Genomic DNA, 23,141 nt, shown 5'->3' with positions numbered 1-23,141 from the left:
TCCTCCTGTTCACTTCTTCGGCGGTGCGATCACGTCGCCCGGCGGCGCCTGGCCGAGGGCGAGGCGCATCGTGGCCTCGGACCACATCTGCCGGGTGACGTGGTCCTCCATGATGTGCTGGTAGAAGCGGATCCAGGTGGTCTCGGAGCGCTTGCGGCCGTACTCGGGGTCGCCGCCGGGGCGGTTCTCGTCCTCGAAGCGGCCCGCGTCGCTCGTCGGCACCAGCTCCTCGGGGTAGTGCAGCACGTGGCGGAACATCCAGTCAATCTGGTGGAGCCACTCGTGCAGCTCCATCTCGCCGTCGGTCTCGCCCCGGAAGGGGTAGTTGGTGTGCCAGGGCACCATGACGAAGCCCGCGCCGCCGACATCCTGGATGCTCGCGAACGTGGCGGCCACGAACGGGGCGGGCACGTTCGGCCCCTCGTCCCTGTCGTACTTCACGTAGGCGAAGACGGTGTCGTACTGCTTGCCTTTGACGAGCGGGTCGGTGAATGGGCGGAGGAGGTGGGGCGCAGGCGAGAACGGCCCCTTGCCCTTGCCGTGGAGCGTCGTGAGCGGCTCGTCCACCACCACGATATCGGGGTCAATGCGCAACCTGCCGCTGGAGAACTGGAAGACGTGCTTCGCGAAGCACTCGAAGCTCGCGCGGATCTTCTTTTCGTCGGCGGGGCTGATGGTCTTGTGCACCTCGATGGTCTTGTCGCCGTCCTTCCAGGCGAACTTCAGGTGGCGGAAGATCACCACCAGCACCCTCCAGGGGTTGGCCTTCGTGGGGTCGGTGTTGCGCGGGACCTTCGGGCGCAGGGTCTTGATGTGCGCGCGGGCCTCGGTGCGCTGCTCCTCCGTCGTGATGCAGCGGTCGAGCACCCGCTCCCAGGCGTCGAGCGCGGCGGCCCATTTCTCGGCTCTCTCCGCCTCGAGCGCCGCCGCGCGGCAGACCGCGGGGTCCTGCGGTTTCGGCGCCTCGGCGCCAACCGCCATGAACGCCACAAGGGCGCTCCAAAGACACACGGCCCAGGGGGCACACAGCCGGTCACGCTTCGTCACAGCGGCCTCCGGTCACTTGGCGCCTTCGATCACGTAAAGGAAGATCGAGCCCGGCGGCATGCCGCCCTGGCCGCCGCCAGTCTCGGCGTTGATCGCCAGGACCCCTTCCTTGAGGGCGGTTGCCGGCACCTCCTGCGACTGCGGGGCGATGTTGAGCTTCTGGCGGTTGTTGGCCCGCGGGTCGCCGGTGAGCTTGTGGACCGTGATCTTCGCTGCCTTGGCGAAGGGCAGCCGCAGCGTCACGGGCGTGTAGCCGTCGCCGAAATCCGCCCCGTCGTGCGCGCCGTCGAGCTTGCGCGAGACGACGAAGACGCTCCAGCGGCCGCCGTCGCGCATCGCGTAGGCGCCGAGCAGGGGATATGTGGCCGTTGCCCGGCCTGTGCGGCGTTCGAGGGCGGGCACGGCGCGCGTCTCGACGGCCACCAGGTCGCCCGAGGCATGGCGGTTCCGCATCGCGAGCAGTTGCCAGCCGGGGCAAGGGCGGAAGCCGTTGGTGAACCAGGTGTGGCTGTTCCAGTAGTTGCCCTGGCCGTAGCCGAGGAAGCACTGGTCGGTCCAGCCGAGCTCATAGCTGCCGAGCCACGCATCGGCGCAGGCGACGGCCATGGCCAGGCTCTTGCCGTAGTTCTCGTTGGCCTCGCGCTGGGCGGCGTTGTCGCGGCCGGGCAGCGCGTAGCCGCTGGGGCCGCCCTCGTAGGCGGCGATGTCGTAGGGGTGATGGGTCCGGGCGAGCTGCTCGCGGGCGTCGCGCATCCGCTCCTGGCCCGCCCGCACGCCGGTGAGGAAGCCCAGGAGGGTCTCCTGTACGCCGTGGTCGTCGAAGACGCCGGAGGACTTGTCGCCGGTCTCCCACTTCGGCCCCACGTAGTTGGCGTGGCCCAGGATGTCGGCGTGGGGACAGGTCTGCATCGCCTCCTCGCCATAGCCGCGCACCTGGCCGTCCTTGTCAATCCGCCCGTCGTAGTTGGCGCCGAGGCAGAAGCGGATTTTCTTGTCGAGGCCCTGCGGCTTCCAGTGCGGGCTCTTCTTCATGTTCTCGATGAGGTAGCGGCAGAAGAGGCCGTATTCGGGGCCGCCGGCGTGCACCCAGTTGCGGGTGCGGAAGCCGAGCCAGTCGTCGAAGACGCCGTTGTGCCAGGTCTCGTTGCCGAACTCGACGATGATCTCGGCGAACTCATCGGTCCAGGGCGTGCCGAGGCCGCGCTGCTGGAAGCGGCGGAAGGCCCAGGGCTTGGCCTCGGGGGTGTCGGCCTTCGGGTCGTAGGGCGCCGCGAGGTACTCGACGAGGGCCAGCCAGTCGGCCTCGTCGTGGCAGAGGTGCTGGAGGACGAGCCAGGGGCGCATGCGCGAGGCGGCGTCGGGGCCGGTGCAGCGGTCGAACTCGAGCGCCATGGGCAGCGTCATGGCCATCGTGCCGCTGACGGCGGTGCGCCAGTCGGGCCGCACTTGCGAGGTGGCGTGCCACGAGAGGATCGAGGCCATCGTGGCGTCGCGGTCGAGGAACCAGATGCGATGGGCGCCCTTGCGTCCCGCCGCGGGCTGCGAGGCGAGCAGCTCGTCGAGCACCACGGGATGCGGCACGTAGGGCTTCTCGAGCGCCCCGGGGATGTCGGTGCGGAAGATGCGGCAGTTGTCCAGCCACAGCGTGCCCGGGCCGCTGAAGGTGAACGTGTGGCCGAAGTGCCAGAGCTTGGCCGGCCGCTCGGGTCCGACGAAGTCGAAGGTGAACAGCTTCCACTCGTCGCCCACCGCGAAGGCGTGTTTGATCTCGGGGTAGCCCTTGCCATAGGAGAAGGCCACGGCGCCGCCGTTGGCGAGGCCCTGCTGGCGGAGCCAGACCTCGAGGCGGTACTTGCACCCCGGCTCGAGCTGGCCGTACCACACCGACTCGCCGCCCATGTCGGTGCCGATGAACACGGTCTGGCTGATCGAGTGCTCGCCCTCGGGCGCCCGGACCTGGAGGCAGGCCTCCCCTGCGTCGCGCATCGCGGCCGGCACAGGCTTCGGGTGCGGCACGAGCGAAAGCGACACCCTTGAGAGGTCGGCGTTCCAGTGCCACGCGGGCGAGTGTGCGGGGTTGCCGATGCCCCGCACGCGCGGGTGGACGGCCCGCATGTCGAAGGGGTCGAACTTCTTCTCGACGACCACGTAGTCGAGCGGCTCGAGCGCGGGCGCGCCCTCGGCGAGGTACACGCGCTTCTCCTGCTTCGCGAGGGGCGCCGTGGCGCGCTTGAGGCGATAGGCTACGACGCCGGGCGCGGGGCTGGGCTTCCAGGTGATCGTCACAAAGCCGTCGCCGGCGGTCGCCTTGACGTCCGTGGGCGGCTCGGGCTTCTCCGCGGCGTTGCCCTTCTTCGCCGGGGGCCTCGCCTTGCTCTTCGGGGCCGGGGCCTCGTCCCAACCCTTGGGGTTGAGCACGTAGGCCCGCGTGTCGTGACGGCCCCGGGCGTCGGTGACCCGGAGCCAGAGCCGCACGTTCTCCAGCACGCCCGCTGGTGTGCCCGTGAGGCGGCCTGTCGTGGGGTCGAGCTTCAGGCCGTCGGGCAGGGGGGCCGGCTTGCCCTGGGCATCCACGGCCTGCCAGGCGAAGGGCGGCTGGCCGCCGAAGACGGCGGGCGGGGCGAAGTCGAACGCCTTGCCGGGCAGGAGGAGCGGCACTTTGTCCTCGTTGGCGATGACGATGCGGGGCGGGGTGCCGAGGCCGGCCTGCGGCGTGGCGCTGGCCTCGCTCGCCACGTCGGATTCCTGGTTGTCCTTGTCCACCGCCACGACGGTGTACCAGTAGGTTCTGCCGTTTTCGACGGCGGAGAAGTCGGTAACAGAGGTGTTGCCGTGGCGGATCCAGGCGTTGGGGAACACGTCGCCGTAGGCCGAGACGACCCAGCCGCCATCGGGGAACCCGGGGCTGCCGGCGGGGATGACCTTGGCCCTGCCAAGGAACTTCACATGGTCGGCGAGGCTCAGGTCCAGGTAGCCGTCCTTGGGCGGCAGGCCCTTGCCCTCCTTGTCCGCGAGGCGGTAGATGCGCACGTCGGCGCCGCTGAGGAAGCCGCTGGCCCACAGGTCGTACCACGAGACCCCGCCGCCGTCAATCTCGAACCAGTTGGGGCCGACCCTGATGGCGCGGTGGAGGTTCTGCCAGTGGATCGGCTCATTGCCGGGGTTATGGACGAAGTTGTTGGCGGCCCACTCGATGGCGCCGCAGCGGCCCCAGCCGTTGGCGCCCAGGGGCGGCACCTGGGCGGCCGAGCGCAGCACCCGGTCCGTGACGGCGAACTCGGCGGGCGCTCGCGGGTCGGGCTTCAAGGGCGGCGTGGCCTCCCCGGCGACGGCCAGGCAGGAGGCGGCCAGAACCAAGGAGGGTAGCAGGCGGCGGGCGTGTTCCAGGGGCATGAGGCTCTCCCGAAAGAGGGGGTCGCGTCGTCCTCGGGACACGGCATCACGTCTTGGGCTTGAGGATGCGGCAGCCGAGCGCGCGATAGGTGTCGCGGAGGGCGGCATATTGCTTCTCGGAGGAGTAGAGCCCGACGACGGCGCCGCCCGAGCCGGCGAACTTGCAGGGGGCGCCCAGCTTGCGCGCGGCCTCGACCATCGCGATCTGGCCCGGCTTGAGGGTCATGATGCTGCGGCGGAGGTCGAAGTTGGCGTTCATCAGCTCGCCGAGCCGCGCAGTGTCGCCGGCGACGATGGCGTCGCGGCCCTGCTCCGCGAAGCTTGCGAACTTCTTCATGGCCGCCACGACGACGCGATCGCCGCGGTCGAAGCGGCTGCGCAGGTCGCTGTGGGTCACCTCGGTGCCCTCGGCGTGCTCCTCGCTGTAGGCCACAAAGAGGTTGGGCAGGCAGTCCTTCGGCAGGGGCTCGTAGGCGCCGTAGCCCTGCGTCTCGAGGAGGTGGCGGGCGAAGTCCATGTAGACCACGCCCTCGTAGGTCTGGATCACGCGGTCCTGGAGGCCGGCGGGGATCTTGAGCTCCTCGGTCTCGGCGTGCAGGGCGAGCGTGGGGAGAATGGTCTTGGGGATCTCGAGGTCGTAGAAGCGCATCAGGGCGCGCATCACGGCGACCACGATGGCGCTGGAGCCGCCCAGGCCGACGAGGCGCGGGATGGTGCTGTGATAGCGCAGGGTGAAGTTGCGGTGCGGGAGCACGATGTTGCGGGCGGCGAAGTGCTCGGCGAACTTCTTGATGGCGGCCTTGATGAGCCGCACGCCGCCGTAGTAGCCGTAGAGGCGGGTCTGGTGCACCAGGTCGTCGAGGCTGCGGAAGCGCGAGCGGTCCTCGTCGCTGTCGAGGATCTCCAGCTCGGGGCTCTCCCAGAGGGTGACCTCGGCGGTGAAGTTGCGGATGATGAAGGCGATGGTCTTGCCGTAGTAGCCGTCGGACGGGTTGCCGAGGAGCGCCGCGCGTGCGTGGGCTTGGGTGCGAATGATCACGGGGTGCTCTCTCGCGCGGACGTTTCCGAGGTGCCGTTGCTTCGCCGCCGGGCGCGGCCGGGCCGCGCTACTCTTTCTTCTTCTTCGCGGCCTCCTCTTCTTCTTCGAGCTCGGCGGGGGTCTTCTCGCCCGCGGGCGTGTTGGCTTTCGCGCGGGGCGCCTCCTTGGCCGCGGGCGGCTCTTCCTCGGCCTTCGGTTCCGCCTTGGGTTCCTCGGCGGCCGGCGGCTCGGCCTTCTTGGCGGGCGGCCCGAGGCGCTTCGGCGCCGGCGTCTTGGGCTTGGGCGCGGCGTGTTCGGTGTCTTCCTTGGCGCCCGGCTCGTGCGGCTCGACGCCGCCGGGGGCCTCGTGCTCTTTGCCCTTCTCGAGCGCGGGCGGGGCCTTCTTCTCGAGGTGGTCGCCCCGGAGATAGAAGGCGTAGATCTGGCCGTCATCGGTGCCGAGGAAGATGTGGTCGCTCACGGTGTTTCGGACGAAGTAGGTGAAGGGCTCGGCGGAGACGGCCCACTTCTTCTCGCCCGTCTTGCGGTCGATGCACCAGATCTCCTTGCCGGCGCCCTGGATATAGAGGTTCTCCTGCCCGACGGCGACGGGCCAGCCGCCCTTGGGCACGCGCCAGATCAGCTTGCCTTCCTTGGGCTCCACCGCGTAGAAGGCGTCGCCGTCGGCGGCGAAGTAGACGGCGCGTTCCTCCAGCCAGACGGGCTGGGTGACCAGGCCCTGGACGGGGTACTTCCAGTGGGCGAGGCCGCTGAAGCGGTTGACGCAGTGGACGAAGAAGTCGTCGGCCGGGAGGATCATGTTGGTGAGGCCGAGGACGGGGGTGACGCGGAAGGCGTCGTGCGCCTTGTAGGTCCAACGGGCCTGCCGCCCATTGGTGGAGTAGGCGAAGAGGTTGCCGGCGAGGTCGGGCACGTAGACCAGCTCGTTCTGGGCCTTGACGGCGGCGACGACGTTGTCGTCGGGCACGAAGGCCCATTCGCGGACCCGCGTCTCGCGGTTCAGGGCGATGACGCGGCGCTCCCAGGAGTTGATGATCACCTCGTTGCCATGCACGGACGGGGGATTGGAGGCGGGGAACGTGAGGGCGAAGCGGCGACGCGGCCGGCCCACCATCCGGTCGATCTCGTAGTAGATATCCTTCGCGATGAGGAAGATCGCGTCCTCGTCGCTGTCGTAGGCGCCGTTGCTGGGGCCGGGCAGGCTGTAGAGCCAGTGGAGGACGCCGGTCCTGGGCTCGAACGAGAAGAGGTCGAGGCCCTCGGTCTCAAGGATCAGGCGGTCGCTGAGGACGGCGCTGCGGCGGAAGGGGTGGTCGCCCGTGTCGAGGTGCCAGGCGAGGATGATGTCGTTGCCGCGAAGGAAGTGGGGAGCGAGCATGGGGGAGTCAACCAGGCGGTCGGTTGCGACCGGGGTCTTCGCCTTGGGCTGGCTGGCCACGCCGGGCACGAGCGTGCGGCCGGCGCTCAGAAAGGTGTCGTGGGTGTCGCGGAAGGCGCGCGCGGTGGTGGCCGAGACGGCGCGGCTGGCGTGCTCGAGGCCGCGGCGGCCCTCGGTCGTGACGCTGGCCAGCCCCTGCGTCACGTCGTTCTTGAGCCCGGTGGCGTTGCTGCGCACGGCGACGACGGCCGCGTCGAGCTCCCGGCCCAGGCTCCGCAGGGTGCTCAGGGTGTGGAAGCGGACGTGCTCGATCCACGTCTTGGGGCGTTCCTCGGCCGCGAAGGCGGCTGCTGCGATGAGGAGCAGAGCGGACGGGAAAGCCAGCGTTCTGTTCTGCATGGTCGGGCGTCCTTCTCACTCAAGCGCCGACGCGTTCGGCAATCTCCGGCAGAAAGGTGCCGGACAACCCTGTGTAGATGGGGAACTGGAGGCAGAGCTCTTCGACCTGGGCCCGGAGGCGCGCGCGCAGGGCCTCGTCGTCGGGGCGCCGCAGCACCTGGTCAATCCAGTCGGCGATGAGGGCCATCTCCGGCTCCTTCATGCCGCGGGTGGTGACGGCGGGGGTGCCGATGCGGATGCCGCTGGTCTCGCGCGCGCTGCGGGGGTCGAAGGGGATGAGGTTCTGGTTGAGCGTGATGCCGGCCTCGTCGAGGAGCTGGCAGGCGAGGCGGCCGGTCATGCCCACGTTGCGCAGGTCCACGAGGAACAGGTGGTTGTCGCTGCCGCCGGTGACGATGCGGTAGCCGCGCTCCTGGAGCGCGCGCAGCATGGCCTGGCAGTTGGCGAGGATCTGGGCCTGGTAGTCCTTGAAGTCGGGGCTCAGGGCCTCTTTGAGGGCGACGGCCTTGCCGGCGACCGTGTGCATCATGGGGCCGCCCTGGATGCCGGGGAAGACCTGGGCGTCAATTTTCGCGGCGTGCTGGTGCTTGCACAGGATGATGCCGCCGCGCGGGCCGCGCATGGTCTTGTGGGTCGTGGCGGTCACGAAGTCGGCGTAGGGCACGGGCGAGGGGTGCAGCCCCGCCGCCACCAGGCCCGCGGGGTGCGCGATGTCGGCCATGAGCAGCGCGCCCACTTCCTGGGCGATGGCGTGGAACTGGTCGAAGTAGATGAAGCGCGGGTACGAGCTGGCGCCGGTGACGATGAGCCGGGGGCGGTGCTTGAGGGCCAGGTCGCGCACCTGGTCGAGGTCGATCATCTCGGTCTCGCGGCTGACGCTGTAGGGCACCACGTGGTAGAGGGCGCCGCAGAAGCTCTTGGGCGCGCCGTGCGAGAGGTGGCCGCCGTGCGCCAGGTCCATCGCGAGAATCGTGTCGCCCGGTTTCAGGAAGGCGAAGTAGACGGCCATGTTGGCCTGGGTGCCGCAGTGGGGCTGCACGTTGGCGTGCTCGGCGCCGAAGATCTGCTTCGCGCGCTCGATGGCGAGGCGCTCGGCGACATCAATCCACTCGCATCCGGCATAGTAGCGGGCGCCGGGATAGCCTTCGGCGTACTTGTTGGTCATGACCGAGCCGGTGGCCATGAGCACCGCCGCGCTCGTGTAGTTTTCGGCGGCGATCAGGTCAATCCGGGTGAGCTGGCGGTGCAGGTCGCGGCACACGGCCTCGTGGATTTCGGGGTCCACCAGGTGCAGCGGGTTGTCCATCGCTTCGGCGCCCATCAGGTCCTGATTCCTCTCATGTGCCGGCGGCCTGCAAGGCCCCTTCGCTGAGCTTCTTCTTGAGGTACGCCTCCATGAACTGGTCCAGGTCGCCGTCGAGCACGCCGTCCACGTCGCTGGTCTCCACGTCGGCGACGAGGTCCTTGGCCAGCTTGTAGGGCTGGAGGACGTAGTTGCGCCGCTGGCTGCCGAAGGCGATCTCCATCTTGGTGCCGCTCAGGGCGGCGAGCTCGGCGGCGCGCTCCTCTTGGCGGCGGGCATAGAGGCGCGCCTTGAGGATGCGCATCGCCACCGCGCGGTTCTGGTGCTGCGAGCGCTCGGTCTGCGCGGCCACCACGATGCCCGTGGGCAGGTGGGTGATCCGCACGGCCGTCTCCACCTTGTTCACGTTCTGGCCGCCCGGGCCGCCCGAGCGGAAGCGGTCAATCTTCAGGTCCTTCTCGTCAATCTCGATGTCCACCTCGGCCTCGTCGAGCTGCGGCGCCACGTCCACCGACGCGAACGACGTGTGCCGTCGGGCCTGCGCATCGAAGGGCGAAATCCGCACGAGGCGATGCACGCCCACCTCGGTGCGCAGGTAGCCGTAGGCGAAGGGGCCGCGGACGTCGAGTGTCACGCTCCGCAGCCCGGCGGCATCGCCCTCCATCGAGTCGACGATCGTCGCGTCGTAGCCCTTGCGCTCGATCCAGCGGCTGTACATGCGGAGCAGCATGCTCACCCAGTCGCAGGCCTCGGTGCCGCCGGCGCCGGCCTGAATGGTCAGGAAGGCGTCCTGGCTGTCGTAGCGGCCGCTGAGCATGGCCTTGAGCTGGAAGCGCCCGAGCTCGTTCTCGAAGGCCGCGAGGTCCCGCTCCACGTCGGCCAGGGCCGCCTGGTCCCCTTCGTCGGCGGCCAGGGTGAGGAACTCGTCGAGGTCCTTCGCACGCTTCTGGAATCCGCGCAGGGGGTCAACGATGGCCCGCAGGCGTTTGAGCTCCTTCACGGTGCGCTGGGCGGCCTCCTGGTCGGCCCAGAAGTTGGGCTGGCCCATGCGGGCCTCGACCTTGGCCAGCTCGGCCTCTTTCGACGCGATGTCAAAGAGACACCAGGAGTTCTTCCAGGGGCCGCCGGGCTTCGGCCAGGCGCTCCCGCAAGTCGGTTTCCATGCACACCCTCGCTGCCCGCACTGGGCGCAATTCGACACAGGGGCTATATTGTACGGGTAAATGCAGCGCTGTCAAGGCTTTTTGCCCAGCGAAGCCCGGGCAGGATGCCCCGCCCGCAGCGGCTCGGACGGCCCGCGGACGCGCGCTCTACGGCAGTTCCTTGAGTTCGATGTCCTTGAACCACACCTTCATCTTCGCCCCCACGTGGAGCTGGAGGGCGATGATCCCCTCTGCCGCGCCCTTCGCCGGGTCCTTCTCGGTGTAATCCACCGTCGTCGTGCCGTTCAGCTCGATCTTGATCCGGGGGCCGTCGCAGGTGATGACGTAGTCGTTCCAGTCGCCCTTCTTGACGACCTTGGCCACCTCGTCGGGCTTGACGTCGGCCAGGATGCCGCGGCCCCCCTCCTCGTAGAGAATGCCTGTGTAGCGGGATTCGGCGATGTCGGGCTGGTAGCCGCGCACCACATAGTCGGGGAACTGCTTGCTGCGCACCTGCACGCCTGAGTTGCCGTTGCGCAGCTTGAACTTGAGGCGCAGGACGAAGTTCTTGTAGCTCTTCGTTGTCGCGAGGAAGGTGTTGTGCTTGATCGGCTTCTCGTCGGTCGAGCCGGCGATGGCCCCGTCCTCGACCTTCCACAGCTCGGGGTCGCCGCTCCAGCCCTCGAGCGTCTTGCCGTCGAAGAGCGGCTTGAAGCCTTCGTCGGCCGCCCGCGCCGCCAGGCCGCCCAGCGCCAACGCCGCCAACGCCACACAGCCCACGTTGCGTACCATCTCTCGCTCCGATGTCCAGGGTGGCTGCTGCCTCGACACTCGCACACGCGGGCCACATTCTAGCCCTGCCCCCTCCTGAGTGTCAAATGGGGAAGTTCTTGAAGAGGGGTGCGGGGGGAAACCTCTTCCCAAGAAGGTTCCCCCCGCGTTTTTGGGTCTATGTCTCTCCCTCTCGGTGCCGCGCTTGGACGGCATCGAGGAGGCGTGGCAGCAGACGGCTGGCGGCGGCGCCGGCGAGGCCCAGCACGGCGCCCTTGAGGCCACCTCGTGCTTCGGAGGCGGGGGCGGGCGCGGCCTTGCGGCGAACCGCCCGCGCGAGCAGCAGCCCAGCGGTCGCGGCCGCCGCCGCCGTCGCCAGCGGGTGCTTGCGGGCCACCTGGGCGGGCGCATAGTGCTCGCGCACGTGGGCCCACGCGCCCTTCAACTCGGCGAACAGGGCCTCCGTGTGCGCTCGGGCCAACCGCCGGAGCTCCTCTGGCGACACGCGCGAGAGATCGGCTGGTTCATCGCTCATCCGTCACTTCTTTCCGCCGCGGAACGCCATCAGCGCGGCCACGAACACGGCCGCCAGGATGAGGCCGCCGAGGACGACATGGCCCACCCCGGCCCCCAGCCACGCATCCAGCACCCTGGCCACGCCCACCAGCAGGAAGGACGCACCGATCAGGCCCACCACAGCCAGCACCACGAGCAGCACGGCCCGCCGCAGGGCGTTCTGGACGCGCCGCTCCACATCGCCCACGAGCAGCGACACGTAGCAGCGCATCACGCCCGCGGCGTGCTCCGTCGCCCGCCTCAGGTGGCCCAGCAGGCCATCGCTCTCGCCGTTCGGGTCCGGCTCAGCCAATCGAGAGCCCCTTCCCTCTCGCGCCGCATCGCGGCTGCCGCTCAGCCCCTGTTGCGGCCGACGAGCAGGCCCACAAGGAAGCCGATGGCGCCGGCCAGCGCGGCCACCACGCCCACCGCCGCCACGGGATGCTCCTTGGCCCATTCCTTCGTGCCCGTGACGGCCCGATCCTTCAGCTCCTTGGTCACCTCGGCCAGGTCTCTCTTCAGCGCACCGAACTTGTCCCGCAGCTCCTGCGCCTCAGCCTTCGTTACGGTTTCTTCCATCGTGTACTCCTCCTCTACAGTGGTCGTTGCGAATCCGCGAACTCCCCCGACGGTCCAACCACAACACATGGACTATACCACAGGCAGTCGCGCAGTGCAATGGGCAGATCGAAATTGCGGGGCGGTTGCGATGTCTGAGGGTGTTGAACGCGGGTCGCGTGCGCCAGGAATGGCGGGCGCTGGGGGCCTTACCAACCTCCCGCGGGTTGCGAACCCGCGGGAGGTCCCTGACTCCCATGCTGTATCAACCCTGTGAGGGGGAGAGTGATACAGCATGGGTAGATGGGCGAGAATGGGCGATTCTCGCGGCTCCGGCCATACTCGCTCATCGGCGGGATGAGCAAGGATGGGAACGGGAATGGCCGGAGGGTGTAAAGCATTGGGGCATAGATCGTTATGGAATGGCCCTCACTGGCGCCCCGGCACCCGTCCCACGCTCCCCAACGGCGGCCACGTCAGGATCGCCAGACCCAGGTGAGCCGAAACTGCCTGCGGCCTCTCGCTCTGGCGCGCCAGGGGCGGGCCACCCTCCCGAAGGCTCCAATACCTTCGGGAGGGTAAGATGAGGCCTCCAACCTCCCGCGGGTTCGCAACCCGCGGGAGGAAGAAGAGGCCGCGGAGCGGCCAAGAAGCCGTCCCCACGCAGAGCGTAGGGACGAGGAATAAGGAGCCGAGCGTGGGGACGAGGGAAACGTATTGGAAACGTCGGGGGAGCTTGCTGGTCGGTTGCAGGCGCAGTGAGTGTTCCTGGCGAAGGCCAGAGTTCATATCGCAACCGCCCCACGCGATCGTCATGGGCTTTGATCTCCCGCCCGGGGCGCGCTATAATCCCGCCGCGCCCACGCGGAGCCGCTCCCCTGCCTCCTGCGCCAGGAGTTGCGCCATGCGCTGCCCTGCGAGCCAGTGCCTCATCCTGCCCCGTCGGTTCGCGGCCTGCGTTGCAGCCTTATGGCTGGCCGCCACAAGCGTCGTGGCCGCCGAGGCGGAGGCGCCCCCCAAGCCGCCGGCCGAGGCCGCAGCCAAGGCCGAGCTGCCGCTGCCGCCGGTGCCGCCCCTGGCGCCCCCCGGCCCGCCGCCCGCGGACCCCGAGCCCTCGCTCTATGGGGCTCCCGCGGCGATGGCCCACGGCGCCCTGCTCGTGATGGTGGCCGAGCCGCAGGCCCCCGCGCTCAAGAGCGGCAACCTCACCACCCTGAAGGCCCGGCCCCACGACATCGTGCAGGGGCCCGCCGACCCCAAGCCGCTCGAGGGCACGATCACCGACGAGCGCGACGGGATGATCTGGTTCCGCGACACCCGCGGCATCGCCCACCCCAGGAACCCGCTCCGCATCGCCGACCTCGTGACTTTCCAGCGCCAGGCCAACACCGTGCAGCTCGTGGTCCGCGAGCGGTCGCAGCAGGCGGGCGCCAGCGCCGAGGCCCACCTGGCGCTCGCGCAGGATTGCCTGGACGGCGACCTGTTGCCCGAGGCCGAAGCCGAGCTGAAGCGCGCCCTCGAACTCGACCCGCGCCATCTCGCCGCCCGCCTGAAGCTGGCCGATCTCTATCTCGCGCAGGGCCAGCGCGATGCCGAGGCGGCGCTGCTGCTGGCCGCCGCGGCGGGCGGCGCCGACACGCCCGAGGTGCGCGAGCGACTCGGCCAGCGCTGCCTCGAGATGGGCCTGTTCTATCAGGCCGCCGACCACTTCACCCGCGGCTTCCTGCTCGCGGTCAAGGCGGCCCCGGACGCCGCCCCCGAACGGGTCCCCGTGCCGGCCGCCGCCGCGGCGCGGCGGCTCCTGCGCCTGGCGGCCGAGGCCCGCCTGCTTGGCGGGCGCGCCGCCGAGGCCGAGGCCCTGCTCCAGCGTCTGCTCGAGGCCGCCCCCGACGACCCCGCGGCCCGCAATGCCCAGGCCCTCGCCGACCTTCTCGCCGGCCGCTCCGAGGCGGCCCTGGCCGCGCTCCGCAAGGTCGTCGAGAGTCCCGCGCCGCCGGCCAGCGCCCGCAACAACCTCGGCGCACTCCTCTTCAACGCCGGCGAGCACGAGGCGGCGCTGGCGCAGTTCGAGGCCTGCCGCGCCGCGGCCCCGCACCATACGATTGCCGCGGCCAACGCGGCTCTCGCCTGCGCCGCCCTCGGCCGCGGCGACGAGGCGCGCAAGCTCCTCGACGCCATTGCGCCGCCGCCGGAGCGCTCGGTGGGTTACTGGCTGGCCGCAGGCTACGTCCGCGAGCGCCTGGGCGAGGCCCAGGCCGCCGTCGCCGCCTATCGTCGGGCGCGCGCCCTCGACCCCGCCTGCCGCTACGCGGCCGGCGGCCTGGGGCGCGGCCTGCTCGCGGCGGGCAACGCGCAGGGCGCCGCCGAGGCCTTCGGCGACGCCCGCCTGCTCGCGCCCGGCGACCCGCAGCCGCTTCGCGGCCTTGCGGCCTGCCACGCGGCCGCCGGCAGGCTGCCGGCCGCCGCCGCGACCTTCCGCGAGCTGGCCCGCCTGCCCCGCCCCGACCCCCTCGACCTCGTGTGCCTGGCCGTGCTGCTGATGCGGGCGCCCGAGGGCCTCCGGGAGGCCGGCGGGCTGCTCGACAGGGCCGTTGCCGCCGGAGGCGCGCCCAGCGCCTACGCGCTCGCCGCCTCCGCCTACGTGGCCCACGCGGAGGGCGACGCGACGCTGGCCGAGGAGCGCCTGCGCCGCGCCGAGCGCGCGACCGACGCGCCCGATGCCGCGCGGTACGCCGCCGCCGCCCTCGAGCGGCTGGCCGCCGCGCGCGGCGAGGCCGTCACCCGCGTGGCCCTGGGCGCGGCCGGCGCGGCCCGGCTGCCCGAAGGCTGGACCGCCACGGGCCAGGGCAGCCCGGCGCCCGAGGTCCGCGCGGGCGAGTTGCGCTTCGAGGGCGCCGCCGCGGCCGCCAACGAGCGGGCCGTCGTGTGCACCGTGCCGCTCGCCGCGCCGGCCAACGAGGGGCCGGCCCGCCACTTCGCGCGCCTCGAGATCGGCGCCGTGGCGCCGCTGACCAACGACGCCGCCGTGGGCCTTCAGCTCGGCGTCGGGCAGAGCATCCTCCAGGTGGCGCTCCGCACCACGCGGCAGCCGCAGGTGACCCGCGGCCTGGCCTACCGCATCCTCCGGGGCGGCCAGCCGCCCACGCCCTGGGCCGACCTGCCCGGCACCGTGGCCGTCGAGCGGCTGCGGCTGGGCCTGGGCCTGAGCGCCCGCGCGCCAGATGCCCTCGACGTGTTCCTCAATGGCCGAGCCGTGGGCCAGCCGATCCCCTTCGACGCCCTCAACCCGGCGCCGCAGGAGGTGGTCCTGGGCATCTTCGCCGCCGCCGAGCCGCAGCAGCAGTGCCTCTTCATCGTCCACGAAATCGAGCTGGTGTGGCGAAAGCCTTAGGAGCCTGTCCGAGAATCCCCGTGGGCTGCGTTGCCGGCGCCAGCGGGGCGGATGCAAGGCGCGGCTCCGCAGGCGATGCTACGGAGCGCATCGCTGAGGAGACGCAACGCGGCAGGCGCTCCGCTGCCGCCGCAACCCGAAGGGACGCCGCCCCGTCAGTCCATCAGCATGCCGCCGTTGACCTCGATCATCTCGCCCGTGACGAAGCTGGCCTCGGGCGACACGAGGAAGAGGGCCGCGCCCACGCAGTCCTCGGCCACGCCGTTGTGCCCCAGCGGCGTGTTGGCGGCGAAACGCTGCATCAGCTCGGGCGTGGAGTACTTCTCGTGGAACGGCGTAGCCAGGACGCCGGGCGCGATGCCGTTGGCCGTGATGCCGCGCGGGGCCAGCTCCTTGGCCAGGTTCTTGGTGAAGCAGCTCACGGCGGCCTTGCTGGCGGCGTAGACGCTCGCCCCCGGCCCGCCCCCGTTGCGCGCGGCCACGCTCGAAATGTTGATCACGCGTCCCGTGCCGTCCGCCAGCCGCGGCATGGCCGCCTGCGAGCACAGGAACACGCTCTTGAAGTTCACCGCGACCACGCGGTCGAACGTCTCTTCCCTCATCACCGCGATCAACTCGCGGCTGATGAGGCCGCCGGCGTTGTTGATCAGAATATCGAGCTTGGGGCCGAAGGCGGCCTCGACCTCGGCGAAAAGACGCGCCACCTCGGCCCTCGACGCCACGTCGGCCTGGATGACGGGGCACCGGCGCCCCAGGGCGCGGATCTCGCGGCCCGCCTCCTCGGCCGCCGCGCGGCTCGAGCAGTAGTTCACCGCCACGTCGGCCCCGTTGCGCGCGAGGGCCACGGCAATCGCCCGCCCGATGCCCGTGCTCGCGCCCGTCACCAGCGCCTTCTTCCCCGCAAGATCCACCGTCAGCATGGCCGAAACCCCCGAGCAGGAAACCATGGGCCTCCCGCTCCCACCTTAGGGTTTTCGAGGGGGCGAGTCAAGGACGTTGACAAGCCGCCGCGCGGCGCTAGAATGGGGCGCGTTCGGGGGAGACCGAAGCTGAGGAGGCACGGACGCATGGACGCATCGGGCAAGCCCTCGGCGCCGCGCCCGCGGCGCATCGAGATCGAGCGCGAAACCTACTCGGCCGGCGCCAAGCTCGCCATCTGGCTCTCCATTCTCGCCGTCGTCGGGATGTTCGCGCTCGTGTACCTGCTTGTCGCCCGCAGCGCGCGCCACGCCGTGCGGCCGCCCACCAGGTTCAGCACCGCCGCCCCCGTGCGGCCCAAGGCGGCCGCCAAGCCCACCTCGGCCGTGCTCAGCGAGGCCGAGATCGAGCAGATCCGCAAAGAGTACGAGCGGCCCGACACCCCCGACACGCCCAGCCGCGGCACGCTGCGCGAGCGCATAGACAAGGAGTACGAGGCCGCGAAACGCCGCGTGGAGCTCTACCTCGGCCAGAACCGCTGGGGCGACGCCATCGGCGCCCTCGAGCACGTGCTCGACCGCTACGACGACGAGGAGCTGCGCCTGCGGGCCGACCCCGAGCTGGTCGAGCTGCGCCGCCGCGCCAACCGCGCCTTCAAGGCCAAGATGGCCGAAGCCAGCGACCACGCCGCCGCCGGCCGCTTCCCCGAGGCCCGCAAAGCCCTCGAGAGCATCATCGCCAGCTTCGGCCGCGACGAGTTCACCGCGCCCGCGAAGGAGGAGCTCAAGCTTCTGGCCGAGCGTGAAGACGCCGAGGCCGCGGCCCACTACGCCCGCTCGATCGCCGCGGTGAACGCGATCCTGCCGAGCTGGCGCTTCGACGACGCGCTGGCCGAGGCCCGGAAGCTGAAGTTCGACCGCGCCCAGTACCAGGAGGCGCTCGCGCGGCGGATCGAGCGCATCCAGGCCCTGCTCGCCCTGAAAAAGAAGATCATCGAGCGGATCATCAACGCCTCGCCGCGCCTGAGCAAACGCTCGATGGGCGTGCCCGGCCTGCCCGGCGAGCTCACCATCGCCGACCAGGAGAACCTCCACGCCATCACCGACAAGGGCGAGGAGAAGATCCCCTGGGAACGTCTCGGCCCCACCGGCGCCGCCCGCCTGGCCCTCGCCGCCGGCAGCAAGGACGACGCGAAGCACCGCCTGGCCGTGGCGCGGCTGCTCATGGAAGTCGGCCACTTCGAGGCGGCGAAAGAGCAACTGGAAGCCGCGAAGGCGCTCGGCGCCCAGGTGGCCGCCGACGAGGCCGAACTCACCGCCTGCCAGCAAACGCCGCCCGAGCCGAAGAAAGAGTAGCCGCGGCCCGCGGCGGGGCACCTACCCCCTGGAGCACACCCGCTCGGCCGCGCGCCGTGCAGCATCCATCTCGCCCGCCTCGGCCCGGGCCAGGGCCTCGCCCAGCAGACGGCCCTGGCGCCCGGTGAACACGACGGCCCGGCCCGGCTCATGGGCCGCCTCGCCAACCAGCGTTCCCACGATACGGCCGGCCAACGCATCGAGTCCATCCCCTCTCATCGCCGAGACGGCCAGAGCGTCGGGCAGCGCCCTGGTCCAGGGCGCGAGGCCCAGGTCGCACTTGTTGAGCGCCACCAGACCCGCCGCATCCACCAGCGGGCGCGGCGGCTCCTGCGCCGCGGAGCCGTCGAGCACGAGCACCGCGAGGTCGGCCTCGGCCGCGGCGGCGCGGGCGCGGGCGATCGCCTCGCGCTCGATGGCGCAGGCCGGCTCGCGCTCGCCCGCCGTGTCGGTGAGCCGCACGGGCAGCCCGCCGACGGCGACCAGGGCGCTCACGGCGTCGCGAGTAGTGCCCGGCGTGGGCGACACGATCATCCGGTCCTCGCGGGCCAGCGCATTGAAGAGCGAGGACTTGCCGGCGTTGACCGGGCCCACGAGAGCCACGCCGAGCGGCTGCCAGAGCGCGCGCCCGAGGCGCTCGGTGGCCAGGAGCGCGCGGAGGGCCGCCGCCGCGTCGGCCGGCCGCTCCCAGGGCAGCGCGCGCACGGCGCGCTCCAGTGCCCCGCCGAGCTGGTCGAGCAGCACCTCGACGCCCAGCGGCGTGGCCGCCTGCTCGAGCGCCTCGGCCGCCTCGGCCTCGAGGGGGCCGCGCGCGGTCCGCCGCACAAGGGCCTGCGGCTCCACGGCCCGGGCCCCGCGCCGTGTGAAGCACTCGAGCACCCGCTGCACGGCCACCAGGCCGCCGTGACAGTTCACCTCCACGCGGTCCTCGCCGGCCGCAGCCCCGGGCACCAGCCGCACGAGCACCTCGTCCACCACCTCGCCGTCGTCCACCACATGGCCGTAGAACAGCCGGCGGGCGTCGGGAGCCGCGGCCCCGCCGCTCTTCGGGCGGAAAAGGGCGGCAGCCAGCTCGAAGGCCCGCGGCCCGGCGACGTGGAGAATCGCGATGCCGCCCTGGCCGAGCGGCGTGAGAATGGCGGCGACGGTGGGCGTAGGGCGTGGGGCGCTCATCGGGGTCGCTGAAGGTAGGCGTGGCGCAGACCCTCGAGGGTCAGGTGCGGCGCAAGGGCGTGCACGCGGCGGCAAAGGGGCACCAGGGCCGGCGCATCGCCGCCCGTGGCGAGCACCGGGCAGTCGGGCCACCGCTCGCCCAGGCGCTCGATCAGGCGGTCCGCCATTCCCGCCAGGCCCCAGAGCAGGCCGGCGGCGATGGCGTCCTCGGTGCGGCAGCTCAGCGACGGCGCGGCGGCGGAAGGGTCCACCAGCGGCAGGAGCGCCGTGTCGCCGTGGAGCGCGCGGGCCGACATGGCGAGGCCGGGCGCAATCGCGCCGCCCACGAACTCCCCGTCGGGCGACACCACGGCCAGGTTCAGCGCCGTGCCGAAGTCCACCGCGATGCCGCCGCGGCCCGTGCGGCGGTGCAGCGCGAGGGCATTCGCCACGCGGTCGGCCCCGATGTGGCTCGGGTCCGCGCACGCGAAGCGCATCGGCACGGGCAGCTCGGCTCGGAGCTCGAGGACAGGGCAGCCGAGGCGCTCGCGCGCCCACTCGCGCAGCCGGGCCGCCGCCGCGGGGTTCACCGAGCCGATCACCAGCGCCTCCGCGGGGCCGTCGAGCGGGCCGAGGCGGTCCGGGCGGTCCGCCGGCGCCACGCGCACGAGGCCCGGCTCGTCGCCGGCCTCGAACACGCCGAGGCGGAGGTTGGTGTTTCCCACGCTGGCCACGAGCAGCACGGGCCATCTCCTGAGAGGCACGGAGTTCGCCCTCATTCTAGCGCCTTGCCCGCGCCCTGTCACGCGCGGATGGCGCCGTCAACCTCCCGCGGGTTTGGAGCCCGCGGGAGGTCCGGCGGCCCCCGCGGTTGACGGCGGCGGGCAAACGTGATACGGGAGAAGCGTGAGAGGGAAGCCAATGACCGACACACCCATGCTGATTGACTCCCACGCCCACCTCGACGCGTGGCAGACGCGCGGCGAGGCCGAGGCGGTGCTGGCCCGCGCCTGCGAGGCGGGAGTGGCAGCCGTGGTGGACGTGGGCGCCGATGAGGCGACGAGCCGCCTCGCCATCGAGCTGGCGGGGCGGCACCCGAGGGTCTTCGCCACAGTGGGCGGCCACCCGCACGACGCGGCGGCCTACACCGAGGCCACATGGGCCGAGTGGCGGCGCCTGGCCGCCAGCCCCCGCGTCGTGGCCGTCGGCGAGTGCGGGCTCGACTACTTCCGCGACCTGAGCCCGCGCGACGTGCAGCGCCGCGTGTTCGCCCGCCATCTCGCGCTGGCGAAGGAGCTGGCCCTGCCCGTGGTCATCCACTGCCGCGACGCCTATGCCAACTGCCTCGACATCGTGTCGGCCGAGCTGGGCGCGCCGGCCCGAGGCGTGATGCACTGCTTTCTGGGCGACGCGGCGACGGCCCGGCGGGCCCTCGACCTGGGGCTGCACCTGGGCCTCGGCGGCAGCCTCACGTTTCCCCGCGAGGAGGCCCTCCGGCAGGTCGTGGCCGGGCTGCCGCTCGACCGGCTGGTCGTGGAGACCGACTCGCCCTACCTCACGCCCCGCCCGCTGCGGGGCCGCAACGAGCCGGCCCACGTGCGTCTCGTGGCGGAGCGCCTCGCAGCGGTGCTCGGGAGGCCGCTGGACGCAGTGGCGGCGGCCACGACGGCCAACGCCCGCGCCCTCTTCGCCCTACCCGGGTAACAGCCCGCGCGCGAGAATCGCCTCGGCCAGCGCGAGGTCCTCGGGCGTGGTGATCTTCAGGTTGAGGTCGGAGCCGGGCACGACGGCCACGGGATGGCCGAGACGCTCGACGAGCTGCGCGTCGTCGGTGACCTCGGCGCCCTCGCGCTGCGCGGCGGCGCACGCCTCGAGGAGAAGCGGGCGGCGGAAGACCTGCGGCGTCTGCGCGCACCACAAGCCGTGGCGGTCCACCGTCGCGGCGATGAGGCCCTCCGCCACGCGTTTGACGGTGGGCTTCATGGGTGTGGCGACGATGGCCGCTCCGACCCTCTCGGCGGCCTCGAGGGCGGCGGCAATGGCGGCAGAGGCGACGAAGGGGCGTACAGCGTCGTGGATCGCCACCAGGTCGGCCTCGGGCGCCACGCGGGCGAGGCCCGCGGCCACCGAATCCTGCCGCCGGGCGCCGCCGGCCACCACGCAGGCGCCGGGGCACTCCCGCTCGATGGCCGAGAGGTCGGCGGGATGGGCCACGACGATCGTCTGGCAGATCTGCCCGCGGAAGGGCGCGAAGCGCTCGAGCGTGTGGCGCAGGATCGGCCGGCCGGCCAGGGCGAGCAGCGTCTTGCGGCCGCCCATCCGCGCGCCGAGACCTGCCGCGGGAAGAAGCAGGGCGAAGCGGGTCACGACACGAGCCTTCCGAAGATGATACGGCCCGAGCTGCGCTGGAGGTAGCGCACGACCTCGATGGTCACCTCGCGGCCGATCCGGTCCGCCGCGTCCTCCACGACGATCATGGTGCCGTCGTCGAGGAAGCCGACGGCCTGTTTCGGCTCCTCGCCGCGGCGCACGAGCGGCACCGAGAGCACCTCGCCGCGCGTGACCGAGGGGCGCAACGCCGTGGCCAGCTCGTGGAGGTTGAGCACCTTGACGCCCTGGGCCCGGGCCACGCGGCTCAGGTTGGCGTCGGTGGTGCAGATCTGCGCGTCCAGCTCGCGCGCGAGCTGGATGAGGCGGCTGTCCACCGGCTCGTCCGAGCCGTCGGGCGTCTCGTAGATCGAGATGTCGGCCTCGCGGGCGCGTTGGAGCTGGTTCACGAGGTTGAGGCCCCGCTGGCCGCGCGCGCGCTTGAGGCGGTCGCCCGAGTCGGCCACCTTCTGGAGCTCCTCGAGCACGAAGCCGGGAATGTAGAGCGGGCTCTCGAAAACGCCGGTGCGCGAGAGCTCGATCACCCGCCCGTCAATGAGGGTGCTCGTGTCGAGCAGCAGGGCGCGCGGGCCCTTGCGCTGCATCTTGAACTCGACGTAGGGGATGACGAAGCGGAAGCGGTCGCGGGTGCGGAAGATGATCATGGTGCACAGGTAGCAGAGCATGGCGGTGAGGATGATGCGGATGGCGGCGGTCTTCTGCGCGGCCTGCGGGTCGTCGGCCACCTGGGGCGGCAGCATGAGCGTGGTGATATTAATAGCCAGGATGGCGAGCAGGATGCCCACGGTGATGCCGAACACCACGGCCAGCAGGTCGGCCAGCGCCTCCTTGCCGGTGAAGAGGGCCTCGAGCACCAGGATGATGATGAACATGGTGACGCCGAGCAGGATGCCCCAGTAGGTGTCGAACTCGGCCAGGCGGGCCGCCTGCCAACCCGCCCCGGCGCACACGAGCAGGAAGAACGCGCGGAGAGCCCAGAAGGCCATCGGCTATCTCCCGACCAGGGGTTCGAGCTTCAACACGTCGCGGTAGGGGATCTCGACCACGCCCTCGGCGGTCTTCACCGCCACGAGGCCCGCCTCGCCCTCGACCCTCAGCAGGCGGCCGGTCACGGGCGCGCGCCCGCGCGCGGTGACGAGGAACACGGTCTGTGAGGCCCGGGGCGCGGGCGGCCCGCCGGCCCGGTGATAGAGACGCAGCGCGAGCATCGCGAGGGCCGCGCCCAGCAGCACGCCGGCGCCCACAGCGGCCAGCCGCTGCCAGGCCCGCGGGCGGCGCACCCGCAGGGTGGCATCGGTCGGCGGCTCCGAGGCGTCGCTCGCCACGGTGGCGGTCGAGGGCGCGTCGCTCGCGACGGCGGCCGCCGAGGGTGCCGTCTCCGGCAGAGGCACCGTGGGGGCGCCGGGCAGCAGATGCGCGGCGACCGTGGGCGTCGTGGGCGAGGCCAGGGCGGCCGTGGCGCCCGGCGGTGCGGTGGCGGCGCCCCCGCGCGCGCGGCCGGCGAGCTCGGCCAGCTCGTAGGTGGCCACGGTGCCCACCAGGTCGGCGGCGAAGGCGCGCACGTGCGGGTAGCGCGCCTCGGGCCGCTTGGCCATGGCGCGGGCGATGGCGGCGTTGAGCGCCGGCGGCAGCCCGGGCACAAGCTCGGCGGCGGACGGCGTGGGCCTCTCGACGTGCTGGCGCAGCGTGGCGATGGCCGAGGGGCCGCGATAGGGCACACGGCCCGTGACCAGCTCGAAGAGGATCACGCCCAGGGCGTAGACGTCGGTCCGGAAGTCGGCCTCGGCCCCTTCGGCCAGCTCGGGGGCCATGTACTCGGGGGTGCCGAGCAGGGTGTTGCCCGTGGTCACCGTGTGGTCGTGGCGCGACTTGGCCAGGCCGAAGTCGGTGAGGATCGCGCGCTGATCCTCGTCCACGATGATGTTGGCGGGCTTGAGGTCGCGGTGCACGATGCCGGCGGCGTGCACCTTGTCGAGGGCCGCGAGCACCTGGCCCAGGAGGCGCACGGCTTCGGGCGGCGCGAGGGGGCCGCGCTGGCGCACGAGGTCGGCCACGGTGAGGCCCCGGAGGTACTCCATGGCGATGAAGTGGCGTCCCGCGTCGTGGCCCACGGCGTAGATGTGCACGAGGTTGGGGTGGCGGATGCGCGCGAGCGAGGTGGCCTCGCGGTGGAAGCGGGCGACGAACTCGGGGTCGGCGGCCAGCTCGGGGGCGAGCACCTTGAGGGCCACGGGGCGCTGGAGCGTGGGGTCCAGGGCCAGGTACACGGTGCCCATGCCGCCACGCCCGAGCAGGCGCTGCACGAGGTAGATGCCGAGCTGGTGCGGTTGCGGGGCGGCCTGGGGTTCCATG

Annotated in this window: 19 protein-coding genes; 3 read left to right on the top strand and 16 right to left on the bottom strand. The window is 71.7% G+C overall.

Translation table 11 applies throughout. The annotated features are described in order from the left end of the window. Positions 1–9: 9 nt before the first annotated feature. The 10 genes from PLE19_11080 to PLE19_11035 form a co-directional block, all read right to left on the bottom strand. Positions 10–1,047 (bottom strand): hypothetical protein, encoded by a 1,038-nt coding sequence (locus PLE19_11080; protein HPD15487.1) that lies wholly within the window; start codon positions 1,045–1,047, stop codon positions 10–12. A 12-nt stretch (positions 1,048–1,059) separates the two neighbouring features. Beyond that, positions 1,060–4,440 (bottom strand): Ig domain-containing protein, encoded by a 3,381-nt coding sequence (locus PLE19_11075; GenBank protein ID HPD15486.1) that lies wholly within the window; start codon positions 4,438–4,440, stop codon positions 1,060–1,062. Positions 4,441–4,486: 46 nt separating this feature from the next. Beyond that, complete coding sequence (locus PLE19_11070) at positions 4,487–5,479, bottom strand: GHMP kinase (protein ID HPD15485.1); 993 nt, start codon at positions 5,477–5,479, stop codon at positions 4,487–4,489. A gap of 67 nt (positions 5,480–5,546) precedes the next feature. After that, positions 5,547–7,256: a PQQ-binding-like beta-propeller repeat protein gene (locus tag PLE19_11065; protein HPD15484.1), complete on the bottom strand. Its 1,710-nt coding sequence runs from the start codon at positions 7,254–7,256 to the stop codon at positions 5,547–5,549. 19 nt (positions 7,257–7,275) lie between these two features. Continuing rightward, entirely contained in the window at positions 7,276–8,577 is a 1,302-nt protein-coding gene (gene glyA / locus PLE19_11060; GenBank protein HPD15483.1) for a serine hydroxymethyltransferase, read from the bottom strand. Between the two features lie 16 nt (positions 8,578–8,593). Next, a protein-coding gene (gene prfB / locus PLE19_11055; protein ID HPD15482.1) for a peptide chain release factor 2 occupies positions 8,594–9,722 on the bottom strand; the annotation gives its coding sequence in 2 pieces (ribosomal slippage) (positions 8,594–9,652 and positions 9,654–9,722; 1,128 coding nt in all). Positions 9,723–9,869: 147 nt separating this feature from the next. Further along, positions 9,870–10,493, bottom strand: a complete 624-nt coding sequence (locus tag PLE19_11050; protein ID HPD15481.1) for a DUF1080 domain-containing protein — start codon at positions 10,491–10,493, stop codon at positions 9,870–9,872. 157 nt (positions 10,494–10,650) lie between these two features. After that, a complete protein-coding gene (locus PLE19_11045; protein ID HPD15480.1) occupies positions 10,651–11,007 on the bottom strand; it encodes a hypothetical protein in 357 nt (118 codons plus the stop codon). 3 nt (positions 11,008–11,010) lie between these two features. Then, positions 11,011–11,340: a hypothetical protein gene (locus PLE19_11040; protein ID HPD15479.1), complete on the bottom strand. Its 330-nt coding sequence runs from the start codon at positions 11,338–11,340 to the stop codon at positions 11,011–11,013. Between the two features lie 41 nt (positions 11,341–11,381). Beyond that, positions 11,382–11,606, bottom strand: coding sequence for a hypothetical protein (locus tag PLE19_11035; protein ID HPD15478.1), 225 nt, complete (start codon positions 11,604–11,606; stop codon positions 11,382–11,384). A gap of 883 nt (positions 11,607–12,489) precedes the next feature. On the opposite strand from PLE19_11035, the gene PLE19_11030 reads away from it, so the two are divergent. Then, complete coding sequence (locus PLE19_11030; protein ID HPD15477.1) at positions 12,490–14,976, top strand: hypothetical protein; 2,487 nt, start codon at positions 12,490–12,492, stop codon at positions 14,974–14,976. Positions 14,977–15,131: 155 nt separating this feature from the next. On the opposite strand, the gene PLE19_11025 is transcribed toward PLE19_11030, so the two are convergent. Beyond that, entirely contained in the window at positions 15,132–15,893 is a 762-nt protein-coding gene (locus tag PLE19_11025; GenBank protein HPD15476.1) for a 3-oxoacyl-ACP reductase family protein, read from the bottom strand. A 150-nt stretch (positions 15,894–16,043) separates the two neighbouring features. Here PLE19_11025 and PLE19_11020 point away from each other — a divergent pair, with 150 nt between their 5' ends. Then, positions 16,044–17,249, top strand: coding sequence for a hypothetical protein (locus PLE19_11020; protein ID HPD15475.1), 1,206 nt, complete (start codon positions 16,044–16,046; stop codon positions 17,247–17,249). Between the two features lie 21 nt (positions 17,250–17,270). On the opposite strand, the gene PLE19_11015 is transcribed toward PLE19_11020, so the two are convergent. Together PLE19_11015 and PLE19_11010 are read right to left on the bottom strand one after the other, a co-directional pair. Continuing rightward, positions 17,271–18,422, bottom strand: a complete 1,152-nt coding sequence (locus tag PLE19_11015) for a 50S ribosome-binding GTPase (GenBank protein HPD15474.1) — start codon at positions 18,420–18,422, stop codon at positions 17,271–17,273. Then, on the bottom strand, positions 18,419–19,144 hold the full coding sequence (locus tag PLE19_11010) for a type III pantothenate kinase (GenBank protein ID HPD15473.1): 726 nt from the start codon (positions 19,142–19,144) through the stop codon (positions 18,419–18,421). The genes PLE19_11015 and PLE19_11010 overlap by 4 nt, the downstream gene beginning before the upstream one ends. A gap of 178 nt (positions 19,145–19,322) precedes the next feature. Here PLE19_11010 and PLE19_11005 point away from each other — a divergent pair, with 178 nt between their 5' ends. After that, the gene (locus PLE19_11005) at positions 19,323–20,105 is read left to right on the top strand and encodes a TatD family hydrolase (protein HPD15472.1); all 783 of its coding nucleotides are present in this window, start codon (positions 19,323–19,325) and stop codon (positions 20,103–20,105) included. Here the strand turns inward: PLE19_11005 and ispD are convergent. The 3 genes from ispD to PLE19_10990 are packed head-to-tail and all read right to left on the bottom strand — an operon-like array spanning position 20,094 to position 23,140. Beyond that, positions 20,094–20,768, bottom strand: coding sequence for a 2-C-methyl-D-erythritol 4-phosphate cytidylyltransferase (gene ispD, locus PLE19_11000; protein HPD15471.1), 675 nt, complete (start codon positions 20,766–20,768; stop codon positions 20,094–20,096). The two genes, PLE19_11005 and ispD, sit on opposite strands and share 12 nt — an antisense overlap. Continuing rightward, entirely contained in the window at positions 20,765–21,775 is a 1,011-nt protein-coding gene (locus PLE19_10995; GenBank protein HPD15470.1) for a PIN/TRAM domain-containing protein, read from the bottom strand. Before PLE19_10995 ends, ispD begins: the two co-directional genes overlap by 4 nt. Positions 21,776–21,778: 3 nt before the next feature. Continuing rightward, positions 21,779–23,140, bottom strand: a complete 1,362-nt coding sequence (locus PLE19_10990; protein ID HPD15469.1) for a protein kinase — start codon at positions 23,138–23,140, stop codon at positions 21,779–21,781. Position 23,141 lies beyond the last annotated feature (1 nt).

Source organism: Planctomycetota bacterium (assembly GCA_035384565.1).
GTDB lineage: Bacteria > Planctomycetota > PUPC01 > DSUN01 > DSUN01 > DAOOIT01.
Note: the sequence above shows the minus strand (reverse complement) of the source record. Positions and strands in the feature narration are given on the sequence as shown.

Coding starts and splice junctions, on each gene's coding strand:
- PLE19_11075 (HPD15486.1), bottom strand. CDS start 4,440: ATGCCCCTGGAACACGCCCGCCGCCTGCTACCCTCCTTGGTTCTGGCC.
- PLE19_11065 (HPD15484.1), bottom strand. CDS start 7,256: ATGCAGAACAGAACGCTGGCTTTCCCGTCCGCTCTGCTCCTCATCGCA.
- glyA (HPD15483.1), bottom strand. CDS start 8,577: ATGGGCGCCGAAGCGATGGACAACCCGCTGCACCTGGTGGACCCCGAA.
- PLE19_11050 (HPD15481.1), bottom strand. CDS start 10,493: ATGGTACGCAACGTGGGCTGTGTGGCGTTGGCGGCGTTGGCGCTGGGC.
- PLE19_11045 (HPD15480.1), bottom strand. CDS start 11,007: ATGAGCGATGAACCAGCCGATCTCTCGCGCGTGTCGCCAGAGGAGCTC.
- PLE19_11035 (HPD15478.1), bottom strand. CDS start 11,606: ATGGAAGAAACCGTAACGAAGGCTGAGGCGCAGGAGCTGCGGGACAAG.
- PLE19_11030 (HPD15477.1), top strand. CDS start 12,490: ATGCGCTGCCCTGCGAGCCAGTGCCTCATCCTGCCCCGTCGGTTCGCG.
- PLE19_11020 (HPD15475.1), top strand. CDS start 16,044: ATGGACGCATCGGGCAAGCCCTCGGCGCCGCGCCCGCGGCGCATCGAG.
- PLE19_11015 (HPD15474.1), bottom strand. CDS start 18,422: ATGAGCGCCCCACGCCCTACGCCCACCGTCGCCGCCATTCTCACGCCG.
- PLE19_11005 (HPD15472.1), top strand. CDS start 19,323: ATGACCGACACACCCATGCTGATTGACTCCCACGCCCACCTCGACGCG.
- PLE19_10995 (HPD15470.1), bottom strand. CDS start 21,775: ATGGCCTTCTGGGCTCTCCGCGCGTTCTTCCTGCTCGTGTGCGCCGGG.
- PLE19_10990 (HPD15469.1), bottom strand. CDS start 23,140: ATGGAACCCCAGGCCGCCCCGCAACCGCACCAGCTCGGCATCTACCTC.